Consider the following 22,607-nt stretch of genomic DNA (forward strand, 5'->3'; position numbering starts at 1 on the left):
TCCGACGCGCTAGAGAGGCACATCGATGAAGATCACCAGGAGAGCGCTCCTCGCCGCGGCTGCCGCACTGACGGCCACCGCGACCCTCGCCGCGTGCAGCAGCAGCGGCGGCGGCTTCGGCTCACCCGCCGCCTCGGCCTCGTCCTCCGCCGTGGCGTCCGACAACCACCAGCCGCTCACCATCCTGATCGGCACGTCCGGCGACGCGGAGACCAACGCCGTCAAGGACGCCGTGGCCGCGTGGTCCAAGCAGTCCGGCACGCAGGCGACCGTGAACGTCGCCTCCGACCTGGGCCAGCAGCTGTCGCAGGGCTTCGCCGGCGGCAACCCGCCGGACCTGTTCTACGTCACCAACGACTCCGTGGCGACGTACGCGAGCAACGGCTCGCTCGAGCCCTACGTGACGCAGCTGAAGAACAAGGACTCCTTCTACCCGTCCCTGGTCAAGGCGTTCACGGTGAACGGGAAGGAGTACGCCGCGCCCAAGGACTTCTCGACGCTGGCCCTGGTGATCAACACGGACATGTGGACCGCCGCGGGGCTGACCGACAAGGACTACCCGACCACCTGGGACCAGCTGGAGTCGGTGGCGAAGAAGCTGACGACGCCCCAGCACGTGGGCCTGGCGGTGTCCGGCCAGTTCGAGCGGCTCGGCGTGTTCATGGCCGAGGCCGGCGGCTGGCTGGTGGACGACAAGGGCAAGGCCGCGGCGAGCTCGGACGCGAACGTGCAGGGGCTGACCTACGCCAAGAAGCTGCTGTCCGACGGCGTGATGAAGTACTCCTCCCAGCTCGGTGCGGGATGGGGCGGTGAGGCGTTCGGCACCCAGAAGGCCGCGATGACCATCGAGGGCAACTGGATCTCCGGTGCGATGACCAAGGACTACTCGTCGGTCAAGTACAAGGTGGTCAAGCTGCCCGCCGGCCCCAAGGGCGAGGGCACCATCCAGTACGACGGCGGCTGGGGCATGGCGTCGCAGTCGAAGAACAAGGGCGGCGCGCTCGACCTGGTCACGTACCTGACCCAGCCGGACCAGCAGCTCGGGTTCGCCAAGGCGTTCGGCGTGATGCCGAGCGTGCAGTCGATCGCCGACCAGTGGAAGCAGCAGTTCCCCGAGCAGACGGCGTTCCTGGACAGCGCGTCGTCGTCGAAGTCGATCCCGAGCGTGGCCGGCATCAGCGACGTGATCAAGAACTTCGACTCCCAGCTCGACGGACTGTCCAGCACCGACCCCAAGCAGATCCTGGACAAGGTGCAGACCAACCTCCAGGCGCTGCCCGGCCTGTCCTGAGGCAGACCGGCATGCAGACCGCCATGGCGCGCGCGGCGGGCACGACGTCCGCGCCGGCCAGGTCGGCCACCCGTCGCGGTCCCGGCATCCGGGGCCGCGACGGGGTAGCCGGCTGGCTGTTCACCGCCCCGGTGCTGGTGATCCTGGGACTGTTCCTGGTGCTGCCGATCGCGATGGCCGCGTGGGTGTCGGTCTCGAGCTGGAGCGGGCTGGGCAGCCCCTTCTCGTCCACCGTGAAGTTCGTCGGCGGCGCCAACTACGCGGCGCTGCTGGCCAAGCCCGGGCTGGCGCAGTCGGACTTCGGCACGTCGCTGCGGAACAACGCCTGGTACGTGCTGCTGGTGGTCCCGGTCCAGACGGCGGTGTCGCTGCTGCTGGCCGTGCTGGTGAACCGCCGGATCGCCGGGCGGGGGGTGTTCCGTACCGCGTACTACTTCCCGTCCGTCACCTCGTCCGTGGCGATCACGGTGATCTTCCTGTTCCTGTTCTCCGCCTCCGGGACCGTCAACGCGGTGATCAGCTGGCTGGGCGGCACGGGACCGGGGTGGTTCACCGAGACGCGGGGCGTGGTGCAGCTGCTGCTGCAGGCGGTCGGCGTGCACGCGCCCGCCGGGAACGGGTTCCTGGGCCTGACCTGGTTCGACTGGGTGGCCGGCCCGAGCCCCGCGATGCTCGTCTTCATCGTGATGGCGATCTTCACCACGTCCGGCACGTTCATGCTGATCTACCTCGCGGCGCTGCAGCAGATCGCCGAGGAGATCGACGAGGCGGCCGTGATGGACGGCGCCGGGCCGTGGAAGCGGTTCTGGTACGTCACGCTGCCGATGCTGCGACCCACCACGTTCACCGTGGTGACGCTGGGGCTGATCGGCACCTGGCAGCTGTTCGACCAGATCTACGTCGGCTCCAAGGGCGGGCCGGCCAACACGACGCTGACCCCGGCCTACCTGTCCTACAGCCAGTCGTTCATCAACAACGCGTGGGGCCGGGGCGCGGCGATCGCGTTCATCCTGTTCGCGATCATCGTGCTGTTCACCGTGCTGCAGCGCCTCGCGCTGCGGGAGCGGACGCCGCGGCGGAGGCGGTCCCATGGCTGAGGTGTCCGTGCGCGCGCGTCCGGCGGGGACCCCGGTGCGCTCGCGGATGCGGCGCCGCCGGTCGCCACTCGGCGTCGTCGGCCGGTACGGGCTGCTCGTCGGGATCGCGCTGGTCTACGTCTTCCCGTTCGTCGTCTCCCTGGCCAACTCCTTCAAGACGGACGAGGACGCGGCCAACAACCCCGTCTCGCTGATCCCGAAGACGTTCACGACGGCGGCCTACCAGCGGCTGTTCCAGTCCGACCTGCCGCTGTGGCTGACCAACACCGTGATCGTCACCGTGCTGGTCACCGCCGGGCGGGTGCTGTTCGACTCGATGGCCGGGTACGCGCTGTCCCGGCTGCCGTTCCGGGGGCGCAACGCCGTGTTCGCCGGGCTGGTGGCCGTGATGGCCGTGCCGGGCGTGGTGCTGCTGATCCCGAAGTTCCTGGTGATCAAGCAGCTGGGGATCTACGACACCTACCCGGGGATGATCCTGCCGATGCTGGCGGACGCCGCCGGGGTGTTCATCATGCGCAACTTCTTCGAGTCGGTCTCCCCGTCGGTGGAGGAGGCGGCGCGGATCGACGGCGCGGGGGTGTTCCGCCGGTTCTGGTCGGTGGTGCTGCCGATGTCCCGCTCGGCGCTGATCACCCTGTTCATCCTCTCGTTCCAGGCCTCCTGGAACGAGCTGCCGCAGATGATCGTCTCCACCCAGAGCCCGCGGCTGTTCACGCTGACCAAGGGCACCGCGCAGCTGGCGTCCGGGGCGCTGAGCGCCGGCTCCCAGTTCCCGATCAAGCTGGCCGCTGCGACCCTGATGACCATCCCGGTGGCCGTGCTGTTCTTCGTGTTCCAGCGTCGGATGATGAACACGACGGGCGGCGCGACGAAGGAGTAGGGCGCCGCCGTGGCGTCCGGGACGGGGCTCGCTGGCGGTCGACGACGGCCTCGCCGCGGTTTGGGCGCATCGCGGTTCTGCCTGTAACCTCTCCTGTGGCCCGTTCGCGGGCCGGGCGCCCGTAGCTCAACGGATAGAGCATCTGACTACGGATCAGAAGGTTGGGGGTTCGAGTCCCTTCGGGCGCACAGACGAGAGGCGCAGCACCCCCGTGGTGCTGCGCCTCTCCTGTGTCCCGGCCCGGGTGCCGCGTCAGGCCGACTGGCCCGTCGCCCTCCGCACCAGCTCCGCGACCCGCTGCTCGTCGGCGGGGGACAGCTCCGTGATCGCGAACGCGGTCGGCCACAGGGAGCCGTCGTCCAGCTGGGCGCCGTCGAAGAAGCCCAGGTTGCCGTAGCGGACCTTGAACTTGGCGCGCTCCTGGTAGAAGAACAGCACCTTGCCCTCCGCGTTCGCGTACGCGGGGCTGCCGTAGAACAGCCGGGGCTGCAGCCACGGAGCGACTTCCAGCGCGATCGCGTGGATGCGCTCGGCGTTGGTCCGGTCCGGCTCCTCCAGGGCCGCGATCCGGTCCACCACCGCCTGCAGCGACTCGGCGGCGGACTGCTGGGCCTTGAGCTCCTTGGCGCGCTGGCGCATGGCGGCGCGCTCCTCGGCGGTGAACCCGGTCGTCTTCTTCGTGTCGGTCATGTGGCCAAACGTAGGGAAGCAGGGTGGCCCGCGGCTTCTCCAGACCTGCTCGATCTCCTAGTGCTGGGCCAGGACCGCCAGCGCCTCCTCACGCGTGGCGACGTAGGTCACCGGGAAACCGGTCTTGGCCGACAGCCGCTGCATCTGGATGGCGACCAGCGGGTTCGAGGCGATGAACGCGCACCACGTCAGCCCGTTCTTCACGGCCTCGGCCATCATCGCCTCGTGGGTGCGCTGCACCTGCTCGGCCTGCGCCGGGTGGGCGCTGAAGTCGACCAGGAACGTCCAGCCGGGCCGGTTCTCCCGGTAGGCCGCGGACAGCACCCGCACGTAGTCGTCGCAGGTGGCCTTGCTCCACATGCCGACGCAGACGTCGGACAGGCGGTTCTGCGCGCGGTCCCAGCTGATGTCGAAGTACCCGGTCTCCTCGACGGTCGTCAGCGTCAGGCCGCTGGTCTCCCGGGACATCGCGGTGCCCATCCGGGTCAGCTCGCCGACGGCGACGGCGCTGCGTGCCGCGGCGTCCGCGTTCACCGTGGCGAGGTCGACGACGGTGGCGATCGCGCCGGCGATCGCCTCGGCCTCGTCGGACACGCCCTGCGCCGTCTGGCTCAGCTCGTGCGTGACGGTGGTCTGCTGCTCGACGGCGGAGGAGATCGTCAGCTGCGACTCGCAGATCTCGTCGATGACCCGGCTGACGTCCGCCATCGCCGTGACGGCCTCGTGGGAGTCCGCCTGGATACGGCTCAGCATGTCGGTGATCGTCTCGGTCGCCTTCGACGTCTCCTGGGCCAGGCTCTTCACCTCGGCGGCGACGACGGAGAACCCCTTGCCGGCCTCCCCGGCACGGGCTGCCTCGATGGTGGCGTTCAGCGCCAGCAGGTTCGTCTGGCCGGCGATCGAGGTGATCGCCTTGATGATCTCCCCGATGCGGGCGGTGGACTCGCCGAGCACGGTGATGGTCTGCGACGCGGCGGCGACGGAGCCGACGGCCTCCCGGGCGACGTGCGACGCGTTGGACGTGGTCTTGGCGATCTCGCTGATCGACGTCCGCAGCTCCTCGGTCGCGGCCGCGACGGTGGAGACGTTGGTGGACACCTCGCGGGCCGACCGCTCGATGCGGCTCGCCTGCTCGCTGGTGCCGCGGGCGCCCTCGGTGATGGTCTGACCGATGATGCCGAGCTCCTCGCCGGCGATCGTCAGCAGCGAAATCTCCGGCGTGATGGCGCTCATCGGACCGGTCAGCCGCCTGAACGCGTCGCGCACCAGCGCCGTCACTCCGGTGCCGTCACCGGCCGCCGCCTCGGCGACGCGGGTGAAGTCGCCCGACCGTCCCGCCCGCCCCAGCTCCTCCAGGTCGGCAACCGACCGGCGCAGCCCCGAGACCGACCGTGCGGCCAACGCCAGCGCGAGGACCGCGCCGACCGCTACGGCGATCCAGGACGCCGGTGCCGACCCGACGAGCACCGCCGCGACGCCACCCGCGACCGCGATGACGGGCGCCGCCCACAGCCCCATCGCCGAGCCGGAGCCGCTGCGTGCGGCGGGGGCCGTGCTGGGTGCCGAGCCGGGCAACGAGGGGGGCACGGGAAGGGCGGACGCGGTCATCGGGACTCCTGGGCGGTACGGGCCGTCGTTCACCGTCGGTGACGGGTGACTCGCCCTTCCCATCGGCTCCGCCGAGCCGTCCGTGCGGAATCCGGTGGGGCGTCTTGCGTCACGACCCGGGCACGAATACTCTGGCGCGAGTATCCGGAGGTGAGTGATGGCCACCAGGCCCGTGTCGAACCCGTTGGCGCTGGCGGTGCTCGCCTGCCTCTGGGAGCGCCCGATGTACCCGTACGAGATCACCACCACGCTGCGCGAGCGCGGCAAGGAGGACAGCATCCGGCTCAACTTCGGGTCGCTGTACTCCGTCATCCAGCAGCTGGTGAAGAAGGACCTGATCGAGGTCGAGCGCACCGAGCGTGAGGGCAACCGGCCGGAGCGGATCGTCTACGCGATCACGCCGGCCGGCCGCCAGGAGACGGACGCCTGGTTGCGCGAGCTGATCGCGCAGCCGGTCAAGGAGTACCCGGCCTTCGAGACCGGTCTGTCCCTGCTGGCCATGCTGCCGCCGGCGGAGGCCGCCCGGCTGCTGCGCGAGCGGCTCGCCCGGCTGGAGCAGGACGTCGCCGAGCGGGAGGCACTCGCGGCCGGTGACGTCGTCCGGCAGCTGCCGGAGCTGTTCGTCGTGGAGCTGACCTACCGGATCGCGATGCTCAAGGCCGAGCGCGACTACGTCGCCCAGCTGGCCGGTCGCATCGAGCGCCGCGAGCTGGGCGGCTTCGGGCTGTGGGCCCAGCTGCACGAGCAGCTCGCGCAGGGCCGGTCGCACCAGGAGCTGGCGGCGGAGCTGGCACCGGTCTTCACCGCCGGCGACGCCGCGCCCACTCCCGAGGGCGCCGCACCACGGGAGGGCCGTCGCCCCGCCCCGTGACCACCGATCTCCCGACGGTCGACGCGACCGCCGGGTGCACCACCCTCCGACCGACCGGCCGGAGGCCCGCAGAACAGCGGTGGCCCGGATGCGCCAACATCCGAGCCACCTGGCACCGAGTCGTCCCAGCGTGAACTGAAACCTGTGCGAACAGTCTGCTCAGAGCCGTGCCGCGATGGTATCGCCGCACGGCCACGACGGGACGGCTCCGACCGCAAGGAGGAGCACCATGGCTGCACCACGAGCGGCGCTCGCGCTGGAGGCGCGATCGCTGGTCAAGACCTATCCCGGCGGACGCGGCAAGCCGCGCGTCACCGCGCTGGATGGCGTCAGCTTCGGCGTCGAGCCGGGGAGCGTGTTCGGTCTGCTCGGACCCAACGGGGCCGGCAAGTCCACGCTCGTCAAGATCCTGGCGAGCCTCTCGCGTCCCGACTCCGGCACCGCGCTGGTGGCCGGTGCGGACGTCGCCCGGCACCCGGACCAGGTGCGTCGGCTGATCGGGTTCGTCGCGCAGAAGCAGGTGGCGGACCCGATGGACACCGGCCGGGAGAACCTCGAGCTGGCGGGCCGGCTGCACGGTCTCACCGGCTCGGCGGCGCGCGCCCGGGCGACCGAGCTGCTCGGTCGCTTCTCTCTCGAGGCGAGCGCCGACCGTCAGGTGAAGACCTACTCGGGCGGCATGGCCCGCAAGCTCGACGTCGCCATCGGCCTGATGCACCGGCCGCGCGTGCTGTTCCTCGACGAGCCGACCACAGGCCTCGACCCAGAGGCGCGCAGCGAGCTGTGGGCGGAGATCGAGCGGATGGCCGGCGCGGAGGGGATGACGGTGCTGCTGACCACCCACTACCTCGACGAGGCCGACCACCTCGCCGGGCGGCTGACGATCGTCGACCGGGGCCGCGTGGTGGCGTCCGGCACGCCGGACGAGCTGAAGGCGGGGCTGCACGGGGACGCCGTCGCGGTGGAGCTGCGGGAGGCCGCCGACGTCGTGCGGGCTTCCGAGGTGATGCGGCGGGTGGCCGGCACCGCGGACGTGGCCGTCGAGGGCCGGCAGGTACGGGTCCGGACGAGCGACGGGGCCGCGGTGCTGCCGTCGGCGCTCGCGGCGCTGGAGTCGGCGGGGGTGCTGGTCGCCTCGGCGACGGTCGCCCGCCCGAGCCTGGACGACGTGTACCGGTCGCACACCGGGCACGGCTTCGACGCCGCCGCCGGCGCTGACGTGGAGGTGGCGGCATGAGCGCCGTGACCACCACCCGGTCGCCGGCAGTCCCGGTCGGGGCCGGACGTGCGCCGTTCACCGGCCTGCGCCACACCCTGCTGCTGACCGCCCGGCACCTGCGCGCCGCTCGGCGCGTGCCGATGTTCGTGCTGATGAACCTGCTCCAGCCGATGATCTGGCTGCTGCTGTTCGGTCAGCTGTTCCGGTCCGTCGTGAAGATCCCCGGCTTCACCGGCGGGGGCTCCTACCTGGAGTTCCTCACGCCGGGGATCGTGATGATGATGGCGCTGTCCGGCAGCGCCTGGGCCGGCACGGCCTACATCCAGGACATGGACCGCGGCGTGATGGACCGGCTGCTCACGTCGCCCACCAGCCGCGGGGCGCTGATGGTGTCCACGCTGGTCTACCAGTCGGTGCTCACCGTGCTGCAGACGGTCGTGGTGCTCGGCGTGGCCTGGCTGGGTGGTGCGAGGTTCGGCGGGGGCGCCGGAGGCATCCTGATGCTGCTGCTGGGCGCGGCGCTGCTGACGGCGGCGTTCTCGGCGCTGTCGAACGCGGCTGCCCTGCTGGCCCGGGACCAGACGGTGCTGATCGGCCTCTCGCAGCTGCTGACCATCCCGCTGATGTTCCTCAGCTCCGCGCTGATGGACACGCGACTGTCGGCCGGCTGGGTGGCGACGGTGGCCCGGTTCAACCCGTTCGAGTGGGCGGTCGTCGTGGGCCGCGAGGCCCTGAGCCGGCACCCCGATGCCGGGACGGTGCTGGTCCACCTCGGCCTGCTCGCCGGGCTGGCCGTGGTGCTGACGGGCGTGGCGACGCGCGCGTTCCGCACCTACCAGCGCACCACCTGAGCCCTGGGGGACACCAGAGGGGGCCTGGCCGCACGCACGGCCAGGCCCCCTCTGCTCGGCTGCACCCCAGCGGCTACGCCGCCCGCACGCCCTGCACCAGCTGCGACGCGGGGCTACCGATCACCGACGACGTCACGTCGGCGAACCCGGCCTTCTCCATCAGCAGGCGCGCGTCCGACGCGTTCCACCCCCACTGCCCCCAGGCGTCGCGGGTGCCCGACGCCTTCTCGTCCCGCAGCTGGTCGCACAGCGCCACCACGGCGCGACCGTGCGGCCGCAGCACGCGGTACATCTCCTCGAGCGCTTTCAGCGGGTCCGGCACGAACTTCAGGCAGAACATGGACGTCACCACGCTGAACCGGCCGTCCGCCCACGGCAGCGCCGCCACATCGCCCTTGACCAGCTCGGCGGTGCCCGCCGCGAGGCGGTCGGCCAGCCGCCGCCGCGCGACGTCCAGCTGCAGGTCGGAGGCGTCCAGGCCGGCGACGTGCCGGGCCCGGGTCGCGTGCTCCGCGAGCAGCACGGCCGAGCCGCAGCCGACGTCCAGCAGGTCGTCGTCGGGCCGCAGGTCCAGCGCCGCGGCCATGCGGGCGTAGTTGTTTCGGTTGATCCGCACCATCAGGCGCGTACCGACTCTCCCCAGGCGGCCGACCGGTCTTCCGAAGAACCTCCAGTAGAAGTTCGCCCGCCGTGTCATCGTCGACCTCCAGCCCGGGATCGCGGTCCATCCCGCTCCGGCCCCGCGCGGCCCCGACGCACCGTGGCGAGGCGTCCGCTGAGATCAACGCTAGAGCCGCGGGTGGCACGCCGGTAGGGCAGACGGGGGCATCCTTGGGGCCGGATCCGCGCGCACCACCAGCCGCGCCGGCCACCGTCCCCACCGAGGAGCAGTGCAGTGACAACCAGCCCTGTGGTCCTGTCCGACGCCGTCGCCGCGGCGCTCGCCGACGGACGTCCCGTCGTCGCGCTCGAGTCGACGATCATCTCCCACGGCCTGCCGCGTCCCCGCAACTTCGAGGCGGCGCGCTCGTTCGAGGCGACGCTGACGGACGCGGGCGTGACGCCGGCGACGATCGCCCTGGTCGACGGCGTGCCGCACGTCGGGCTGGACGACGCCGCGCTGCACCGCATCGCCGAGGACGAGACGGTGGAGAAGGTGTCCAGCCGGGACCTGTCGGTGGCGATGGTCAAGGGCGTGACCGGCGGGACGACGGTTGCGGCGACCGCCGTGCTGGCCAACCTGGCCGGCATCCGGGTGTTCTCCACCGGCGGGCTGGGCGGCGTGCACCGGGGTGCCGCGCAGTCGTTCGACGAGTCGGCCGATCTGACGATGCTGTCCCGCGTGCCGATCACGGTCGTCTCGGCCGGCGCCAAGTCGATCCTCGACATCCACGCGACCCTCGAGCGGCTGGACAGCCTCGGCGTGACGCTGCTCGGCTACCGCACCACCCGGTACCCCGGCTTCTACCTGTCGGACTCCGGCTTCGAGATCGACTGGAAGGTCGACTCGGCGGACGAGATCGCCGGGGTGATGGCCGCGCGCGACGCCCTGGGCCAGAGCCAGGCGGTGCTGGTGGCCAACCCGATCCCCGCCGAGCAGCAGCTGGACCCCGCCGTGCACGACTCGGTGCTCGAGGAGGCGCTCGCGCTGGTGGACAGCCGCGGCATCACCGGCAAGGCGGTGACGCCGTTCCTGCTCGACTACTTCCAGGCGCACACGCACGGCGCGAGCCTCGAGGTGAACCTCGACATCGTGGTGAACAACATCCGGCTCGGCGGGCAGATCGCGACGGCCTGGGCCGCGCGTCGGCAGGGCTGAGCGCCGTGGCCGTTGGGCGCACGACGACGGACGACGAGCACGCGGCACACCGTCCCCGTGTGGTGGTCGTCGGCGACGTCATCAACGACGTGCTGGTGCGCCCGCTCGGCCCGGTGGCCCCGGACACCGACACCCGCGCGCAGATCGTCCGCCGCCCGGGCGGCAGCGCGGCCAACCTGGCCAGCTGGCTCGCCAGCCTCGGCGACGCCGTCACGTTCGTCAGCCGCGTCGGCGCGCTGGACCACGACCTGCACGCGGCCCGGCTGGCGAGCCTGGGCATCGACCCGCACCTGGCCGCGGACCCCGACCGGGAGACCGGCACGATCGTGGTGATCGTCGATGCGGACGGCGGCCGGACGATGCTGACCGACCGCGGCGCCAACGTCGCGCTGACGCCCGACGACGTCCCGCCGGGCGTGCTGGACGGCGCCGCGCTGCTGCACCTGTCCGGCTACACGCTGTTCGAGGAGCCGGCGCGCGGCACGGCGCTCGGCCTCATGGCAGCAGCCCGGGCCGCCGGCGTACCGGTGTCCGTCGACCCGAGCTCGGTGGCGTTCCTGCAGGACGTGGGCCCGGAGCAGTTCCTCGACTGGACGGCCGGGGCGTCGCTCGTCTTCCCCAACCGCGACGAGGCCGCGCTGCTGGCCGGCACGGCCGACCCGGTGGAGGCGGCGCGCCGGCTGTGCGCGCACTACAGCACGGTCGTGGTGACGCTCGACGCCGACGGGGCGGTCGTCGCACGCCGCGGCGAGGAGCCCGTCGCGCTGCCCGCGCAGCGGGTGCACGCCGTCGACACGACCGGTGCCGGCGACGCGTTCTGCGCCGGCTTCCTCACCACCTGGTTGCGCGCGGACGACCCGGTCGGGGCCGCCGCGGCCGGCATGGCGATCGCCCGGGAGTGCGTCCTGAGGCTCGGCGGCGGCCCGCTCGCCACGGTCGTCTGAACATCCGTCCAGGTTCAGCCTTGCGAAATTCCCTGCAAGTCCTTGCACCCGCTAGCGTGTGCCGGTGACCGAGAACCAGTCTCTCTCCTCGACCGCGGTGATCCTCCCCGAGCACACCGTCGAGAAGTTCACGCGTGAGTTCCTCCGCGAGCTCAACTTCGGGCAGGGCGTGACCCTGTCGCGGGCCTCCGTCAACGACCAGTACCTCGCGCTGGCGCGAGCGGTCCGGCACTACCTGATGGCCCGGTGGCTCGACACCCTGACGCGCCAGCGCCGCGCGCAGGCGAAGTCGGTGGCCTACCTGTCCGCCGAGTACCTGCTGGGCCGGCAGCTGGAGAACGCGCTCCTGGCGACCGACCTGGAGGACATCGCGCGCGAGTCGATGGCCAACCTGGGCCTCGACCTCGACGTGATCGCCGAGCAGGAGGTGGAGCCCGGGCTCGGCAACGGCGGCCTCGGCCGGCTCGCCGCCTGCTTCGTCGACTCCCTGGCCACCATGAGCGTGCCGTGCATCGGCTACGGCATCCGGTACGAGTACGGCATCTTCAAGCAGACGTTCGTCGAGGGCTGGCAGGTGGAGCAGCCGGACAGCTGGCTGTCCCTCGGCTCGCCGTGGGAGTTCCCGCACCCGGAGCACTCGGTGCAGGTGCAGTTCGGTGGCCACACCGAGCAGTACGTCGACGAGGCCGGCCGGCCGCGGACCCGGTGGGTGCCGGCGTGGGGCGTCGAGGGCGTGCCGTTCAACTACATGGTCCCCGGCTACCACAACGGCCGCGTCAACACGCTGCGCCTGTGGAGCGCCACCGCCAGCAACGCCTTCGACCTCGAGCTGTTCAACGCCGGCCGGTACCCGGAGGCGGTGCGCAGCCAGACCTTCGCCGAGAACATCTCCAAGGTGCTGTACCCGGAGGACTCCACGCCGCAGGGCAAGGAGCTGCGGCTGCAGCAGCAGTACTTCTTCGTCGCGTGCTCGCTGCGCGACTTCATCGACGAGGTGCTGCCGGAGGACTTCGACCTGCACCACCTCGACGAGCGGATCATCTTCCAGCTCAACGACACGCACCCGGTGATCGCGGTGCCCGAGCTGATGCGGATCCTGGTCGACGAGAAGGGCTGGGAGTGGGACGAGGCCTGGGCGCTCACCCAGAAGTGCTTCGCCTACACCTGTCACACGCTGCTGCCCGAGGCCCTCGAGGTGTGGCCCACCGAGCTGCTCGGCCGGCTGCTGCCCCGGCACCTCGAGATCATCTACCGCATCAACGACGAGTTCCTCGCCGAGGTGCGTGCGACGTACCCGGACGACGAGGAGCACGTCCGCCGCATGTCGATCATCCAGGAGGAGCCGGTCCGGGCCGTCCGGATGGCGTACCTGGCCACCGTCGCCGGCTGCAAGGTGAACGGCGTCGCCGAGCTGCACAGCCAGCTGCTGCGGGACAAGGTGCTCCCCGACTTCTCGGAGTACTGGCCGGACAAGTTCACCAACGTGACCAACGGCGTCACCCCGCGCCGCTTCGTCCGGCTGGCCAACCCCGGCCTGTCCCAGCTGATCACCGAGGCGATCGGCCCGGGCTGGGTGACCGACCTGGAGATGCTGTCCGGCCTCGAGCCGCTGGCCGACGACCCCGAGTTCCGCGAGCGGTTCCGCGCGGTCAAGGCCGAGAACAAGGCCCGGCTGTCGGCCGTCCTGGCGGAGCGCGACGGCGTCGTGCTGCCGGAGGGCGCGATGCTCGACGTGATGGTCAAGCGGCTGCACGAGTACAAGCGGCAGACGCTCAAGGTGCTGCACATCGTGTCGCTGTACGAGCGGATCCTGTCCGGTGAGCTCGACCCCACGTCGATCACCCCGCGGGTGTTCGCGTTCGGCGCCAAGGCGGCGCCGGGCTACAAGATGGCGAAGAAGATCATCGGCCTGATCAACCACGTGGGCTCGACGATCAACGCGGACCCCCGCGTGAAGGGCGCGCTGACCGTGGCGTTCCCCGCGAACTACAACGTGACGCTCGCGGAGACGCTGATCCCCGCCGCCGACCTCTCGGAGCAGATCTCGCTCGCCGGCAAGGAGGCGTCCGGCACCGGCAACATGAAGTTCGCGCTCAACGGCGCGCTGACCATCGGCACCGACGACGGCGCCAACGTCGAGATCCGCCGGCTGGTGGGCGACGACAACTTCTTCCTGTTCGGGATGCTCGAGCCCGAGGTGGAGAAGCTGGTGGCGCAGGGCTACGACCCGATGTCGTTCTACGAGTCGAGCCCTCGGCTGAAGGCGGCGATCGACCTGATCGCGTCCGGTGCGTTCGGCAACGGCAACCCGGGGATGTTCGCCGCGGTGGTGGACAACCTGATGCACCAGGACCCGTTCATGGCGCTCGCGGACTTCGACAGCTACCTCGAGGCGCAGAGCCGGGTCGACGAGCACTACGCCGACACCGAGGCGTGGACGCGGTCGGCGATCCTCAACGTGGCGCGCAGCGGCTTCTTCTCGTCCGACCGGTCGATGCAGGACTACATCGACCGCATCTGGCACACGCAGCCGGTGCACTCGTTCTAGGCCCTCGAGGGGGACGTCAGCAGACGCGCCGCACGACGAGGTCGACGGCGGTCCGGCCCTGGGCCAGGGCCAGCCGCTCGAACTTCGTCGTGCGGCGCTGTGCTGCCTGCGGGTCGGCGGAGGCGTCCGCCAGGCACGGGTCGGCGGTGAGCACCTCGCGCATCTGCTCGGCGTAGTCCGGCCAGTCGGTGGCGGTGTGGAGCAGGCCGCCGATCACCAGGTGCTCGCGCAGCAGCCGCACGTGGTCCGGCTGGATCAGGCGGCGCTTGTGGTGACGGGCCTTGGGCCACGGGTCGGGGAAGAAGGCGTGCACCGCCGCGAGGCTGCCCGGGGCGATCGACTCGCGCACCAGCTGCAGGGCGTCGCCGTGGCCCACCCGGACGTTGGTCAGCCCGGCACGCTCGACCAGGGACAGCAGGTTGGCGACGCCGGGCAGGTGCGCCTCCACCGCGAGGTAGTCGCGGGCCGCGTCGTCGGCCGCGGTCTCGACGGTGGCCTCGCCCATGCCGGGGCCGATCTCCAGCACCAGCGGGGCGTGCCGGCCGAACAGGGCGTCGGTGTCGAGCAGGCCGTCCGGCGTGCGGGGGCCGCGGCCGAGCGCCTCGTCGTGCACCGAGAAGCCGTAGCGCGACCACAGCCGGTTCAGGGCGTCGGCCCGGTCGCGGCCGAGCGCCGCCCGCCGCGGGTGGAAGGTCCGCAGCGGCTCGTGCGGGGCCGCCGCGACGTGGCGGAAGTCGTCGGGGGAGGCGCCGGTCACGCGCCGCAGGCTACCCGGCCGCCCGGCGGCCCAGGTCATGGCCTCAGGCGGGCGGCGTCCCCGTCGGCGGCTGCTCGGCCGGCGGCTCCATCAGCGCGAACACCTCGCCGAACGGACCCTTGACCAGCACCATCCGGCCGTACGGCGTGTCCTCCGGCGGGCTGACCACCGTGCCGCCGAGCTCGGTGACCCGCGCGGCTGCGTCGTCGGCCACCGGCACCTGGAAGTACACCGTCCACGCGGCGGGCACCTGCTCCCCGGCGCCGGCGCCGTACCCGCCGATGCCGCTGCGCACCGTCTCGCCGTCCACGCCCACCGACGCGTACGCGAAGTCCGGGGCGGACAGGTCCGTCACGTCGTACCCGAACAGGCCGTCGTAGAAGGCCAGCGCCTTCGCCTGGTCGTGGGACATGTGCTCGGTCCACACCACCGCGCCCGGCTCGTCCACCACCTCCCAGCCGATGTGCGAGCCACCCGACCACAGCCCCACGACGGCCTCGGTCGGGTCGGTCAGCAGGGCCATCGACCCGAAGCCCATCACGTCGATCGGCCCCAGCAGCGTGCGGCCGCCGAGCTGCTCGGCGCGCTGCACGGTCGTCGCCAGGTCGTCCGTCGCCAGGTACACGCACCACGCAGCCGGCGGAGCCGGGTCCTCGCCCATCGGCTCGGTCAGACCGACCACCTGCCGGTCGCCGACGAACGCCTGGGTGTACCCACCGGTCTCCGGACCGCCCGTCTCGAACCGCCAGCCCAGCAGCGGACCGTAGAACCCGGTGGCCCGTGCGAGGTCCGGCACGGTGATGTCCGCCCAGCACGCCGTACCGGGTGACCAGGGCACCTGCTGCGTCGTCATGGCGCCATCACATCACCGCCGCCGCACGCGCGACACCGGAGAGGCTGTGCTAACCAGAGGGCATGACGCACGAGGTGGCCCGCGAGTCCCGCGCCGGCGGGGAGTCCCTGACCACCGTGGTCGTGGCGCTCGGGGCCAACCTGCTCATCGCGATCGCCAAGTCCGTCGCCGCCGTGCTGACCGGCGCCGCCTCGATGCTGGCCGAGGCGGCCCACTCCTGGGCGGACACGGGCAACGAGGTGTTCCTGCTGATCGCGCACCGCAAGGCGGACCGGCCGCCGGACGCGAGCCACCCGCTCGGCTACGGGCGCGAGGTGTACGTGTGGTCGCTGTTCGCCGCGATCGGGCTGTTCGCCGTCGGGGCCGGTGTCTCGGTCACCCACGGTGTCCAGGAGCTGATGCACCCGGAACCGGCGGCGTCGTTCACGGTCGCCTACGCCGTCCTGGCGATCTCCCTGGTGCTGGAGGGCGCCTCGTTCGCGCAGGCGTGGCGGCAGCTGCGCGGGCAGGCCGCCAAGCGCCAGCGGACGCTGCGCGAGCACGTGCTGCGCACCTCCGACCCGACGGTGCGGGCGGTGTTCTTCGAGGACTCGGCGGCGCTGGTCGGCATCGTCATCGCGGCGGCAGGCATCCTGGGGCACCAGCTGACCGGGTCGGTGGTGCCGGACGCGGTGGGCTCGATCCTGATCGGCCTGCTGCTCGGCGTCGTCGCCGTGGTGCTGATCGAGCGGAACCGGGACTTCCTGGTGGGGGAGACGGCCGACCCGCAGGTGCACCGCATGGTGCTGCAGGCGCTGCTCGAGCGGCCGGAGGTGGCGCGCGTGACGTCGCTGCGCCTCGAGGTGATGGGGGCCGGCCAGGTGCTCGTCGTCGGCGCGGTCGACCTGGTGGGCGACGAACCGGAGGAGCAGGCGTCGCACGCCCTCGCCCGGTTGGAGGCGTCCCTCAGGGAGCGGCCGGCGGTGGTGGGGGCGGTGCTGTCGTTGTCGGAGCCGGACGAGCCGTCGCTGCTGCCGTAGCGGGTGCCGCCGTCGCCGGCAGGCGCCGGTCCAGGAAGTCGGTCACCTCGTGCAGGTACTGCTCACGGGCCGGGGCGGGGGACAGCGCCAGGTCGTGCGCGCCGCCCGGGACCGTCGCCAGGGTGACGTCGGGTCCGAGCAGCGGCGCGCGGGCGGCGATCTGCTCGACGTCGAGCACCGAGTCGGTGGTCACCAGCTCCTCGTGCCACCCCTTGTCGGGCCCGCTGCGGTCGGAGCGCAGCACCAGCACCGGCACGTCGACGTGCAGACCGCGCGCCACCCGGGCGTGCCCGCGCCGCACGGTGCGGATGAAGCCGGCGGTGACCGGGAAGTCCGAGCTCTTCCACGCCAGGTCGTAGTTCCACTCGCCGCCTGTCGCCGAGTGCAGGGCCTTGCCGTACTCGGGGTCCAGACGAGCGACCACGGCGGTCGGCGCGACGCGGCCGACGACGTCGAGCACCGGGGTGAGCACGTGCCGCTGGGCCCAGCTGCCGCGCAGGTCCAGCCACGGGCTGTTCAGCACGAGGGCGTCGATCAGACCGAGCCCCTGCCGGGCGTCCGCCCACAGCGCCGCGATCAGGCCGCCGGTGGAGTGCCCCAGCAGCACCAGCCGCTCGTACCGCGGTCGCAGCAACCGGACGGCGGTGTCGAGCTCTTCCGAGTACAGGCCGAGGTCGGTGATGTCGTTCGGCGGACGGCCAGGCCGGATGGAGCGGCCGTAGTCCCGCAGGTCGAGGGCGTACAGGTCGTAGCCGTGCTCGGCGAGCGCCGCGGCGACGTGGGGGTGGAAGAAGTAGTCGACGAACCCGTGCACGTACAGCACCGCCCGGCGCCGCGGCGGCTCGTCGCGGCGCACGAGCGTGGCCACCGGCGTGATGCCGGTGCGGGCGGTCACCCGGTCCGGTCGCAGCGGGATGGTGCGGGCGAGCCAGGGCTCGCCGAGAACGTCGGTGACCTCGCTGGTGACGTCGTCGTCCGCCATGCGCCGGATCCTGCTACACCGCCTGCGGCAGCGCATCCTCCCGCGCGGGGACCGGGCGCGCGGCGACCAGGCCCTGGCCGGCGACGTCGACGCCGATGCGCAGCACCCGGGCCGACCCGTCCGGCTCCACCTCCACCTCGGACACCGACGCGTTCGGCAGCGCGACGAGCCCCTCCGGGTGGATGGTCGACAACCACGCGCCGAGGGCCAGCCCGTGGCCGACCACCAGCACGTGCCCTTCCGGGTGCCGGTCGGCGATCAGCGAGAACGCCCGGCGGGTGCGGGCCATGAAGTCGGCCGCGTGCTCGCCCTTGGGCAAGCCCGGGTGCGTGCCGTCGAGCACCTGCGGGACCAGCTCGGTCCACGGCAGCACCGCCTCGAGGTCCCGCTCGGGATGCCGTTCGAACGTGCCGAAGTCGTACTCGCGCAGGTCGGGGTCGGTGCGCAGCCGCAGGTCCGGGTGGTGCCGCAGGATCTCCACCGCGGTGGAGACCGCCCGGCCCGACGGCGAGGAGTACGCCGCGAGGAACGGGACGTCGGCCAGGTGCCGGGCCGTGGTGCGCACCCCCTCGCGGCCGACGCGGGTGAGCGGGGAGTCGCAGCTGCCCTGCAGCAGCCGGCGTGCGTTGAAGTGGGTCTGCCCGTGTCGCACGAGCGTGAGCGTGAGGGTCATCGTCGCCCTTTCGGAGGTGTCGTCGCGACGACGCTAACCCCGGTCGATGGACGCGCGGCGACGAGCCGGTGAGCGTCCGGCGAACAGAGCGGACAGGAACGGGACGCCCGAGGCCCGGCAAGGCGGACACCGTCACGCGGCGAGCACCACGAGACGTGCGAAGGCAGCGTCGATCCCACCCGGGGGACGCGCGGCTTCCCACAGGTCCGGCGGGCGGCCGACGGCCGCGGCTTCGCCGCCCGAGCGTCGCAGCGGTGGCGGCGGCTCCGGTGCGACGCTGCGGTACCTCTGTCCCGTCGGGGTCGTCGTGACCACCGTGTGCCGCACCGCTCCCTCGGACGTCTCCTGGCGCCAGCCGGGCGCCTGCTTCGCGTGGTTGCACGCTTCGCACAACCCCTGACCGTTCTCCGCGTCCGTCGGTCCGCCCAGCTCCGCCGGGACTACGTGGTCCAGGTGCCGGACGGGCGCGTCGCAGTACGGCATCCGGCAGGTGCCCTGGTCACGGACTCGCAGCAGCGACGCGAGGCCCTCGGGATGGAACCGCTCGCGCGAGCTCATGGCCACCACCCGGCCCCGCGGGTCTGTGTAGACCCGGCGCAGCCAGGCGGCGTCGGCGTCCAGCCCGTTGGCGACGAGCGTCCGTGCGACCTGCGCCGGCACCCTGCCGTAACCGTCCAGCACCGCGGCGCCGTGGCCGGACGCGAGGAGAGTGGTGTCGCTCATCACCAGCGACACGGTGACCGGCACGGCGACAGCCGTCGCCTGACCGGTCAGCCGCTCGACGAGGGTGTCGGCCATGATTTGGCCGCGCCCGCGTCCGTCGCCGGTGGCCCGGGCCGAGTCGGCCGCGCGTCGCAGCGCGGCGTAGGCCGACACGCCCTGCGCGACAGGCAGGAGAGCCGTGAGGTACGTCATCGTGTCGGGCGCCGGACGGAGGGTCACGTTGCGCTCGTTCTCTGCGTGAGCCGCTCGACACACGAACGCGGCGGGGTCGGCCCGGTACGCGTGCTCGCGCGCCATCGCGACGAGCCGTCGGGTGCCGACCCCGTCCAAGGTGCCGGGATCGGCGCACAGCAGTCGGTCCACCTCCGCGCGCTCCTCACGCTCGAGGCACGCCGTCTCCTGCACGACGAGCGTCGCCCGGTACTCGGAGAGCCGCCCGTCGGCCAGCGCAGCGAAGGTGCAGGGCAGCTCGGCGCAGAGCGCCTTGGCCACCCCGAGGAGAACCGTGGCCCGGTGCGGAGACTCGCGCCGCGCCATCCCGAGCTGGGCCGCCACGCCGCGTCCACGTCTCTCGCGCGGCACGCCTGCCTCGCGCTGCAGCTGCCGTTCACGTGCGTCGAAGTCCACCGACAGCTGTGCCTGGAGCGCGGCCGCCGCGGCCTTGAGCTGTTCGAGCGCTGCGACGAGCTGGATGCGGTCGGCCTGGTCCAGCTCCCGGGCACCGAATGTCTCGGTGGGGTCACCGGCCGGCGACCCGCGGCCGGCCCCACCAGCCCATCGGGTCAGGCGGGCGCGCCACGAGGTGACGTCGGCCAGCGTTACGCCGCCAGCCCCGATCGCCACACCGTCACCCGTCCTCACGTGACCAGCCTATCGAACATACGTTCGACTCGCGTGCTACTTCGCGCCTCTGTGCACAACGTCTCTCGCATGCCGCTCGCCCCGGTGGGGGCGCTGGCCACTGACGTCGAGGAGGGTGAGCGCTGACCCCCGACGCATCGATCGGGGCGCACGACCCTGAGGTCTCCCTCGCGCCGCTCCGGGAGCACTGGCGCTCAGAGTTGAGCGGAATACACTCAACTTCGCGCCAGTTGCTCCGAACGGCACACCAGCAGGCGACAACCAGCCCCGCCCAGGGAGGCACGATCCGTGGACGCGAAGTTCACCACCAAGGCACAGGAGGCGCTCGGCGCCGCCATCCAGCACGCCACGGCCGCAGGCAACCCGCAGCTCGAGCCGGCGCACGTCCTGTCGGCACTCCTCGAGCAGCAGGGCGGCGTCGCCAACGGGCTGCTCGACGCCGTCGGCGCCGACCGTGCGACGTTGGGCCGCCAGGTGCGCGCGATGCTGGTCAAGCTCCCGGCCAGCAGCGGCGCCTCGGTGTCGCAGCCGTCCGCCTCCCGGCAGACGGTCACCGCGCTGGACGCCGCCGAGAAGGAGGCTCGTGCCCTCGGCGACGACTACGTGTCCACCGAGCACCTGCTGATCGGCCTGGCCACCGGTCAGTCGGGCATCGCCGAGGCGCTGACCGCCGTCGGCGCCTCCCGCGACGCGCTGGTCGCGGCCCTGCCGACCGTCCGCGGCAACGCACGGGTCACCAGCCCCAACCCGGAGGGCACGTTCAAGGCCCTGGAGCAGTACGGCGTCGACCTGACGCAGCAGGCGCGCGACGGCAAGCTCGACCCGGTGATCGGCCGCGACGCCGAGATCCGCCGGGTGGTGCAGGTGCTGAGCCGCCGCACCAAGAACAACCCCGTGCTGATCGGCGAGCCGGGCGTCGGCAAGACCGCCGTGGTCGAGGGCCTCGCCCAGCGCATCGTCGCCGGTGACGTGCCGGAGTCGCTGCGCGGCAAGCGCCTGGTGTCCCTCGACCTGGCCAGCATGGTGGCCGGCGCCAAGTACCGCGGCGAGTTCGAGGAGCGCCTCAAGGCGGTGCTCGCCGAGATCACCGGTGCCGAGGGCGAGATCGTCACGTTCATCGACGAGCTGCACACCGTCGTCGGCGCGGGCGCCGGCGGCGAGGGTGCGATGGACGCCGGCAACATGCTCAAGCCGATGCTGGCCCGCGGTGAGCTGCGCCTGGTGGGCGCCACGACGCTCGACGAGTACCGCGAGCGCATCGAGAAGGACCCGGCCCTCGAGCGCCGCTTCCAGCAGGTGTTCGTCGGCGAGCCGTCGGTCGAGGACACCATCGCGATCCTGCGCGGCCTGAAGGAGCGGTACGAGGCGCACCACAAGGTGACGATCTCCGACGCCGCGCTGGTCGCCGCGGCGACGCTGTCCGACCGGTACATCTCCGGCCGGCAGCTGCCCGACAAGGCGATCGACCTGGTCGACGAGGCGGCGAGCCGCCTGCGCATGGAGCTCGACTCCAGCCCCATCGAGATCGACGCCCTGCAGCGTGCCGTCACCCGCCTCGAGATGGAGGAGGTCGTCCTCTCGGAGGCCGACGACCCCGCCTCCCGCGACCGCCTCGACAAGCTGCGCGCCGACCTGGCCGACCGCCGCGAGGAGCTCGCGTCGCTGACCGCCCGGTGGGAGAAGGAGAAGGCCGGCCACAACCGCGTCGGCGACCTGCGCGCCCGCCTGGACCAGCTGCGCGCCGACTCCGAGCGCGCCCAGCGCGAGGGCGACCTGGCCACCGCCGGCCGCCTGATGTACGGCGAGATCCCCGCGGTGGAGAAGGAGATCGCCGCCGCCGAGTCCTCCGAGGAGGGTGTCGACGAGGACCTGGCCGGCAGCGCCCCGATGATCGCCGAGAAGGTCGGTCCCGACGAGGTCGCCGAGGTGGTGGCCGCGTGGACCGGCATCCCCGCCGGCCGGCTGCTGGAGGGGGAGACCGCCAAGCTGCTGCGCATGGAGGAGGTGCTGGGCGAGCGGTTGATCGGTCAGAAGAAGGCCGTCGCCACCGTCTCCGACGCCGTCCGTCGGGCCCGCGCCGGCATCTCCGACCCCGACCGCCCCACCGGCTCGTTCCTGTTCCTGGGCCCCACCGGCGTCGGCAAGACGGAGCTGGCCAAGGCGCTCGCGGACTTCCTGTTCGACGACGAGCGCGCCATGGTCCGCATCGACATGAGCGAGTACTCCGAGAAGCACTCGGTGGCCCGCCTGGTCGGTGCCCCTCCGGGGTACGTCGGCTACGAGGAGGGCGGCCAGCTGACCGAGGCGGTGCGGCGCCGGCCCTACGCGGTGGTGCTGCTCGACGAGGTGGAGAAGGCCCACCCGGAGGTGTTCGACATCCTGCTGCAGGTGCTGGACGACGGGCGGCTGACCGACGGCCAGGGCCGCACGGTCGACTTCCGCAACGTGATCCTGGTGCTGACGTCGAACCTCGGCTCGCAGTTCCTGGCGGACCCGTTGATGCCCGACGACGCCCGGCGCGAGGCCGTGATGACGGCCGTCCGCTCGGCGTTCAAGCCGGAGTTCCTCAACCGGCTGGACGACGTCGTGCTGTTCGACGCGCTCACGATCGACGAGATCGGGCAGATCGTCGAGCTGCAGGTGGCCGCGCTCGCCCGCCGGCTGGCCGACCGCCGGCTGACGCTCGACGTCACCCCGGCGGCCCGCGAGTGGCTGGCCCTCGAGGGGTACGACCCGGCCTACGGCGCCCGACCGCTGCGCCGGCTGGTGCAGAAGGAGATCGGTGACCGGCTCGCCCGCTCGCTGCTCTCGGGACAGGTGCACGACGGCGACACCGTGGTGGTGGACCGCGACGACACCGGCACCCTGTCGGTGACCACCGGCTCGCCGAGCGTGCTGGCCTGACGGCGGCGATGCTGGCC

The 22,607-nt window shown here is 72.2% G+C and carries 19 protein-coding genes and 1 tRNA gene; 12 read left to right on the forward strand and 8 right to left on the reverse strand.

Going from position 1 to position 22,607, the window contains the following annotated elements; translation table 11 throughout:
• Positions 1 to 25 precede the first annotated feature (25 nt).
• The 4 genes from N0B34_RS09940 to N0B34_RS09955 all read left to right on the forward strand — a co-directional run bounded on the left by N0B34_RS09940 (position 26) and on the right by N0B34_RS09955 (position 3,456).
• Positions 26 to 1,291, forward strand: coding sequence for an extracellular solute-binding protein (locus N0B34_RS09940; protein ID WP_263731211.1), 1,266 nt, complete (start codon positions 26 to 28; stop codon positions 1,289 to 1,291).
• An 11-nt stretch (positions 1,292 to 1,302) separates the two neighbouring features.
• Positions 1,303 to 2,388 carry a carbohydrate ABC transporter permease gene (locus tag N0B34_RS09945; protein ID WP_263731212.1) on the forward strand — a complete coding sequence of 362 codons (1,086 nt, stop codon included), beginning with the start codon at positions 1,303 to 1,305 and terminating at the stop codon, positions 2,386 to 2,388.
• On the forward strand, positions 2,381 to 3,268 hold the full coding sequence (locus tag N0B34_RS09950; RefSeq protein ID WP_412175723.1) for a carbohydrate ABC transporter permease: 888 nt from the start codon (positions 2,381 to 2,383) through the stop codon (positions 3,266 to 3,268). The genes N0B34_RS09945 and N0B34_RS09950 overlap by 8 nt, the downstream gene beginning before the upstream one ends.
• A 115-nt stretch (positions 3,269 to 3,383) precedes the next feature.
• Positions 3,384 to 3,456, forward strand: a tRNA-Arg gene (locus N0B34_RS09955).
• Positions 3,457 to 3,520: 64 nt separating this feature from the next.
• Here N0B34_RS09955 and N0B34_RS09960 read toward each other — a convergent pair.
• Together N0B34_RS09960 and N0B34_RS09965 are read right to left on the reverse strand one after the other, a co-directional pair.
• On the reverse strand, positions 3,521 to 3,958 hold the full coding sequence (locus N0B34_RS09960) for a DUF1801 domain-containing protein (RefSeq protein WP_263731213.1): 438 nt from the start codon (positions 3,956 to 3,958) through the stop codon (positions 3,521 to 3,523).
• Between the two features lie 57 nt (positions 3,959 to 4,015).
• Positions 4,016 to 5,566 (reverse strand): methyl-accepting chemotaxis protein, encoded by a 1,551-nt coding sequence (locus tag N0B34_RS09965; RefSeq protein WP_263731214.1) that lies wholly within the window; start codon positions 5,564 to 5,566, stop codon positions 4,016 to 4,018.
• A 157-nt stretch (positions 5,567 to 5,723) separates the two neighbouring features.
• On the opposite strand from N0B34_RS09965, the gene N0B34_RS09970 reads away from it, so the two are divergent.
• From N0B34_RS09970 to N0B34_RS09980, 3 genes are all read left to right on the forward strand, one after another.
• Positions 5,724 to 6,437 carry a PadR family transcriptional regulator gene (locus N0B34_RS09970; protein ID WP_263731215.1) on the forward strand — a complete coding sequence of 238 codons (714 nt, stop codon included), beginning with the start codon at positions 5,724 to 5,726 and terminating at the stop codon, positions 6,435 to 6,437.
• Positions 6,438 to 6,666: 229 nt separating this feature from the next.
• Complete coding sequence (locus tag N0B34_RS09975) at positions 6,667 to 7,674, forward strand: ATP-binding cassette domain-containing protein (RefSeq protein ID WP_263731216.1); 1,008 nt, start codon at positions 6,667 to 6,669, stop codon at positions 7,672 to 7,674.
• On the forward strand, positions 7,671 to 8,507 hold the full coding sequence (locus N0B34_RS09980) for an ABC transporter permease (protein ID WP_263731217.1): 837 nt from the start codon (positions 7,671 to 7,673) through the stop codon (positions 8,505 to 8,507). The genes N0B34_RS09975 and N0B34_RS09980 overlap by 4 nt, the downstream gene beginning before the upstream one ends.
• Positions 8,508 to 8,580: 73 nt before the next feature.
• Here N0B34_RS09980 and N0B34_RS09985 read toward each other — a convergent pair whose 3' ends face one another.
• Positions 8,581 to 9,123, reverse strand: coding sequence for a class I SAM-dependent methyltransferase (locus N0B34_RS09985; protein WP_263731218.1), 543 nt, complete (start codon positions 9,121 to 9,123; stop codon positions 8,581 to 8,583).
• A 279-nt stretch (positions 9,124 to 9,402) separates the two neighbouring features.
• Here N0B34_RS09985 and N0B34_RS09990 point away from each other — a divergent pair, with 279 nt between their 5' ends.
• The 3 genes from N0B34_RS09990 (at position 9,403) to N0B34_RS10000 (ending at position 13,818) form a co-directional block, all read left to right on the forward strand.
• Positions 9,403 to 10,326, forward strand: coding sequence for a pseudouridine-5'-phosphate glycosidase (locus N0B34_RS09990; protein ID WP_263731219.1), 924 nt, complete (start codon positions 9,403 to 9,405; stop codon positions 10,324 to 10,326).
• A 59-nt stretch (positions 10,327 to 10,385) separates the two neighbouring features.
• Positions 10,386 to 11,270, forward strand: coding sequence for a carbohydrate kinase family protein (locus N0B34_RS09995; RefSeq protein ID WP_263731220.1), 885 nt, complete (start codon positions 10,386 to 10,388; stop codon positions 11,268 to 11,270).
• Positions 11,271 to 11,334: 64 nt separating this feature from the next.
• On the forward strand, positions 11,335 to 13,818 hold the full coding sequence (locus N0B34_RS10000; RefSeq protein ID WP_263731221.1) for a glycogen/starch/alpha-glucan phosphorylase: 2,484 nt from the start codon (positions 11,335 to 11,337) through the stop codon (positions 13,816 to 13,818).
• A 16-nt stretch (positions 13,819 to 13,834) separates the two neighbouring features.
• On the opposite strand, the gene trmB is transcribed toward N0B34_RS10000, so the two are convergent.
• Both trmB and N0B34_RS10010 read right to left on the reverse strand, forming a co-directional pair.
• A complete protein-coding gene (gene trmB, locus N0B34_RS10005) occupies positions 13,835 to 14,575 on the reverse strand; it encodes a tRNA (guanosine(46)-N7)-methyltransferase TrmB (protein WP_263731222.1) in 741 nt (246 codons plus the stop codon).
• A gap of 43 nt (positions 14,576 to 14,618) precedes the next feature.
• On the reverse strand, positions 14,619 to 15,428 hold the full coding sequence (locus N0B34_RS10010) for a VOC family protein (RefSeq protein ID WP_263731223.1): 810 nt from the start codon (positions 15,426 to 15,428) through the stop codon (positions 14,619 to 14,621).
• 62 nt (positions 15,429 to 15,490) lie between these two features.
• Here N0B34_RS10010 and N0B34_RS10015 point away from each other — a divergent pair, with 62 nt between their 5' ends.
• Positions 15,491 to 16,447 carry a cation diffusion facilitator family transporter gene (locus N0B34_RS10015; protein WP_263731224.1) on the forward strand — a complete coding sequence of 319 codons (957 nt, stop codon included), beginning with the start codon at positions 15,491 to 15,493 and terminating at the stop codon, positions 16,445 to 16,447.
• On the opposite strand, the gene N0B34_RS10020 is transcribed toward N0B34_RS10015, so the two are convergent.
• The 3 genes from N0B34_RS10020 to N0B34_RS10030 form a co-directional block, all read right to left on the reverse strand.
• Positions 16,374 to 17,429 (reverse strand): alpha/beta hydrolase, encoded by a 1,056-nt coding sequence (locus tag N0B34_RS10020; protein WP_263731225.1) that lies wholly within the window; start codon positions 17,427 to 17,429, stop codon positions 16,374 to 16,376. The genes N0B34_RS10015 and N0B34_RS10020 overlap by 74 nt on opposite strands.
• Positions 17,430 to 17,442: 13 nt before the next feature.
• Positions 17,443 to 18,081 (reverse strand): histidine phosphatase family protein, encoded by a 639-nt coding sequence (locus N0B34_RS10025; RefSeq protein WP_263731226.1) that lies wholly within the window; start codon positions 18,079 to 18,081, stop codon positions 17,443 to 17,445.
• A gap of 153 nt (positions 18,082 to 18,234) precedes the next feature.
• Positions 18,235 to 19,686 (reverse strand): HNH endonuclease, encoded by a 1,452-nt coding sequence (locus N0B34_RS10030; RefSeq protein WP_263731227.1) that lies wholly within the window; start codon positions 19,684 to 19,686, stop codon positions 18,235 to 18,237.
• Positions 19,687 to 19,974: 288 nt separating this feature from the next.
• On the opposite strand from N0B34_RS10030, the gene clpB reads away from it, so the two are divergent.
• A complete protein-coding gene (gene clpB, locus N0B34_RS10035) occupies positions 19,975 to 22,590 on the forward strand; it encodes an ATP-dependent chaperone ClpB (RefSeq protein ID WP_263731228.1) in 2,616 nt (871 codons plus the stop codon).
• The last annotated feature ends 17 nt before the right edge of the window (positions 22,591 to 22,607 follow it).

Origin of the sequence: Cellulomonas sp. SG140, from assembly GCF_025770785.1 — a bacterium.
Taxonomy (GTDB): domain Bacteria; phylum Actinomycetota; class Actinomycetes; order Actinomycetales; family Cellulomonadaceae; genus Cellulomonas.

Excerpts from the sequence above, each read along its gene's own strand:
- N0B34_RS10020 (WP_263731225.1), bottom strand. The coding sequence starts at position 17,429 with ATGGCGGACGACGACGTCACCAGCGAGGTCACCGACGTTCTCGGCGAG.
- N0B34_RS09950 (WP_412175723.1), top strand. The coding sequence starts at position 2,381 with ATGGCTGAGGTGTCCGTGCGCGCGCGTCCGGCGGGGACCCCGGTGCGC.
- N0B34_RS09960 (WP_263731213.1), bottom strand. The coding sequence starts at position 3,958 with ATGACCGACACGAAGAAGACGACCGGGTTCACCGCCGAGGAGCGCGCC.
- N0B34_RS09975 (WP_263731216.1), top strand. The coding sequence starts at position 6,667 with ATGGCTGCACCACGAGCGGCGCTCGCGCTGGAGGCGCGATCGCTGGTC.
- N0B34_RS09970 (WP_263731215.1), top strand. The coding sequence starts at position 5,724 with ATGGCCACCAGGCCCGTGTCGAACCCGTTGGCGCTGGCGGTGCTCGCC.
- N0B34_RS10010 (WP_263731223.1), bottom strand. The coding sequence starts at position 15,428 with ATGACGACGCAGCAGGTGCCCTGGTCACCCGGTACGGCGTGCTGGGCG.
- N0B34_RS09945 (WP_263731212.1), top strand. The coding sequence starts at position 1,303 with ATGCAGACCGCCATGGCGCGCGCGGCGGGCACGACGTCCGCGCCGGCC.
- N0B34_RS09965 (WP_263731214.1), bottom strand. The coding sequence starts at position 5,566 with ATGACCGCGTCCGCCCTTCCCGTGCCCCCCTCGTTGCCCGGCTCGGCA.
- N0B34_RS09940 (WP_263731211.1), top strand. The coding sequence starts at position 26 with ATGAAGATCACCAGGAGAGCGCTCCTCGCCGCGGCTGCCGCACTGACG.
- N0B34_RS09980 (WP_263731217.1), top strand. The coding sequence starts at position 7,671 with ATGAGCGCCGTGACCACCACCCGGTCGCCGGCAGTCCCGGTCGGGGCC.
- N0B34_RS10015 (WP_263731224.1), top strand. The coding sequence starts at position 15,491 with ATGACGCACGAGGTGGCCCGCGAGTCCCGCGCCGGCGGGGAGTCCCTG.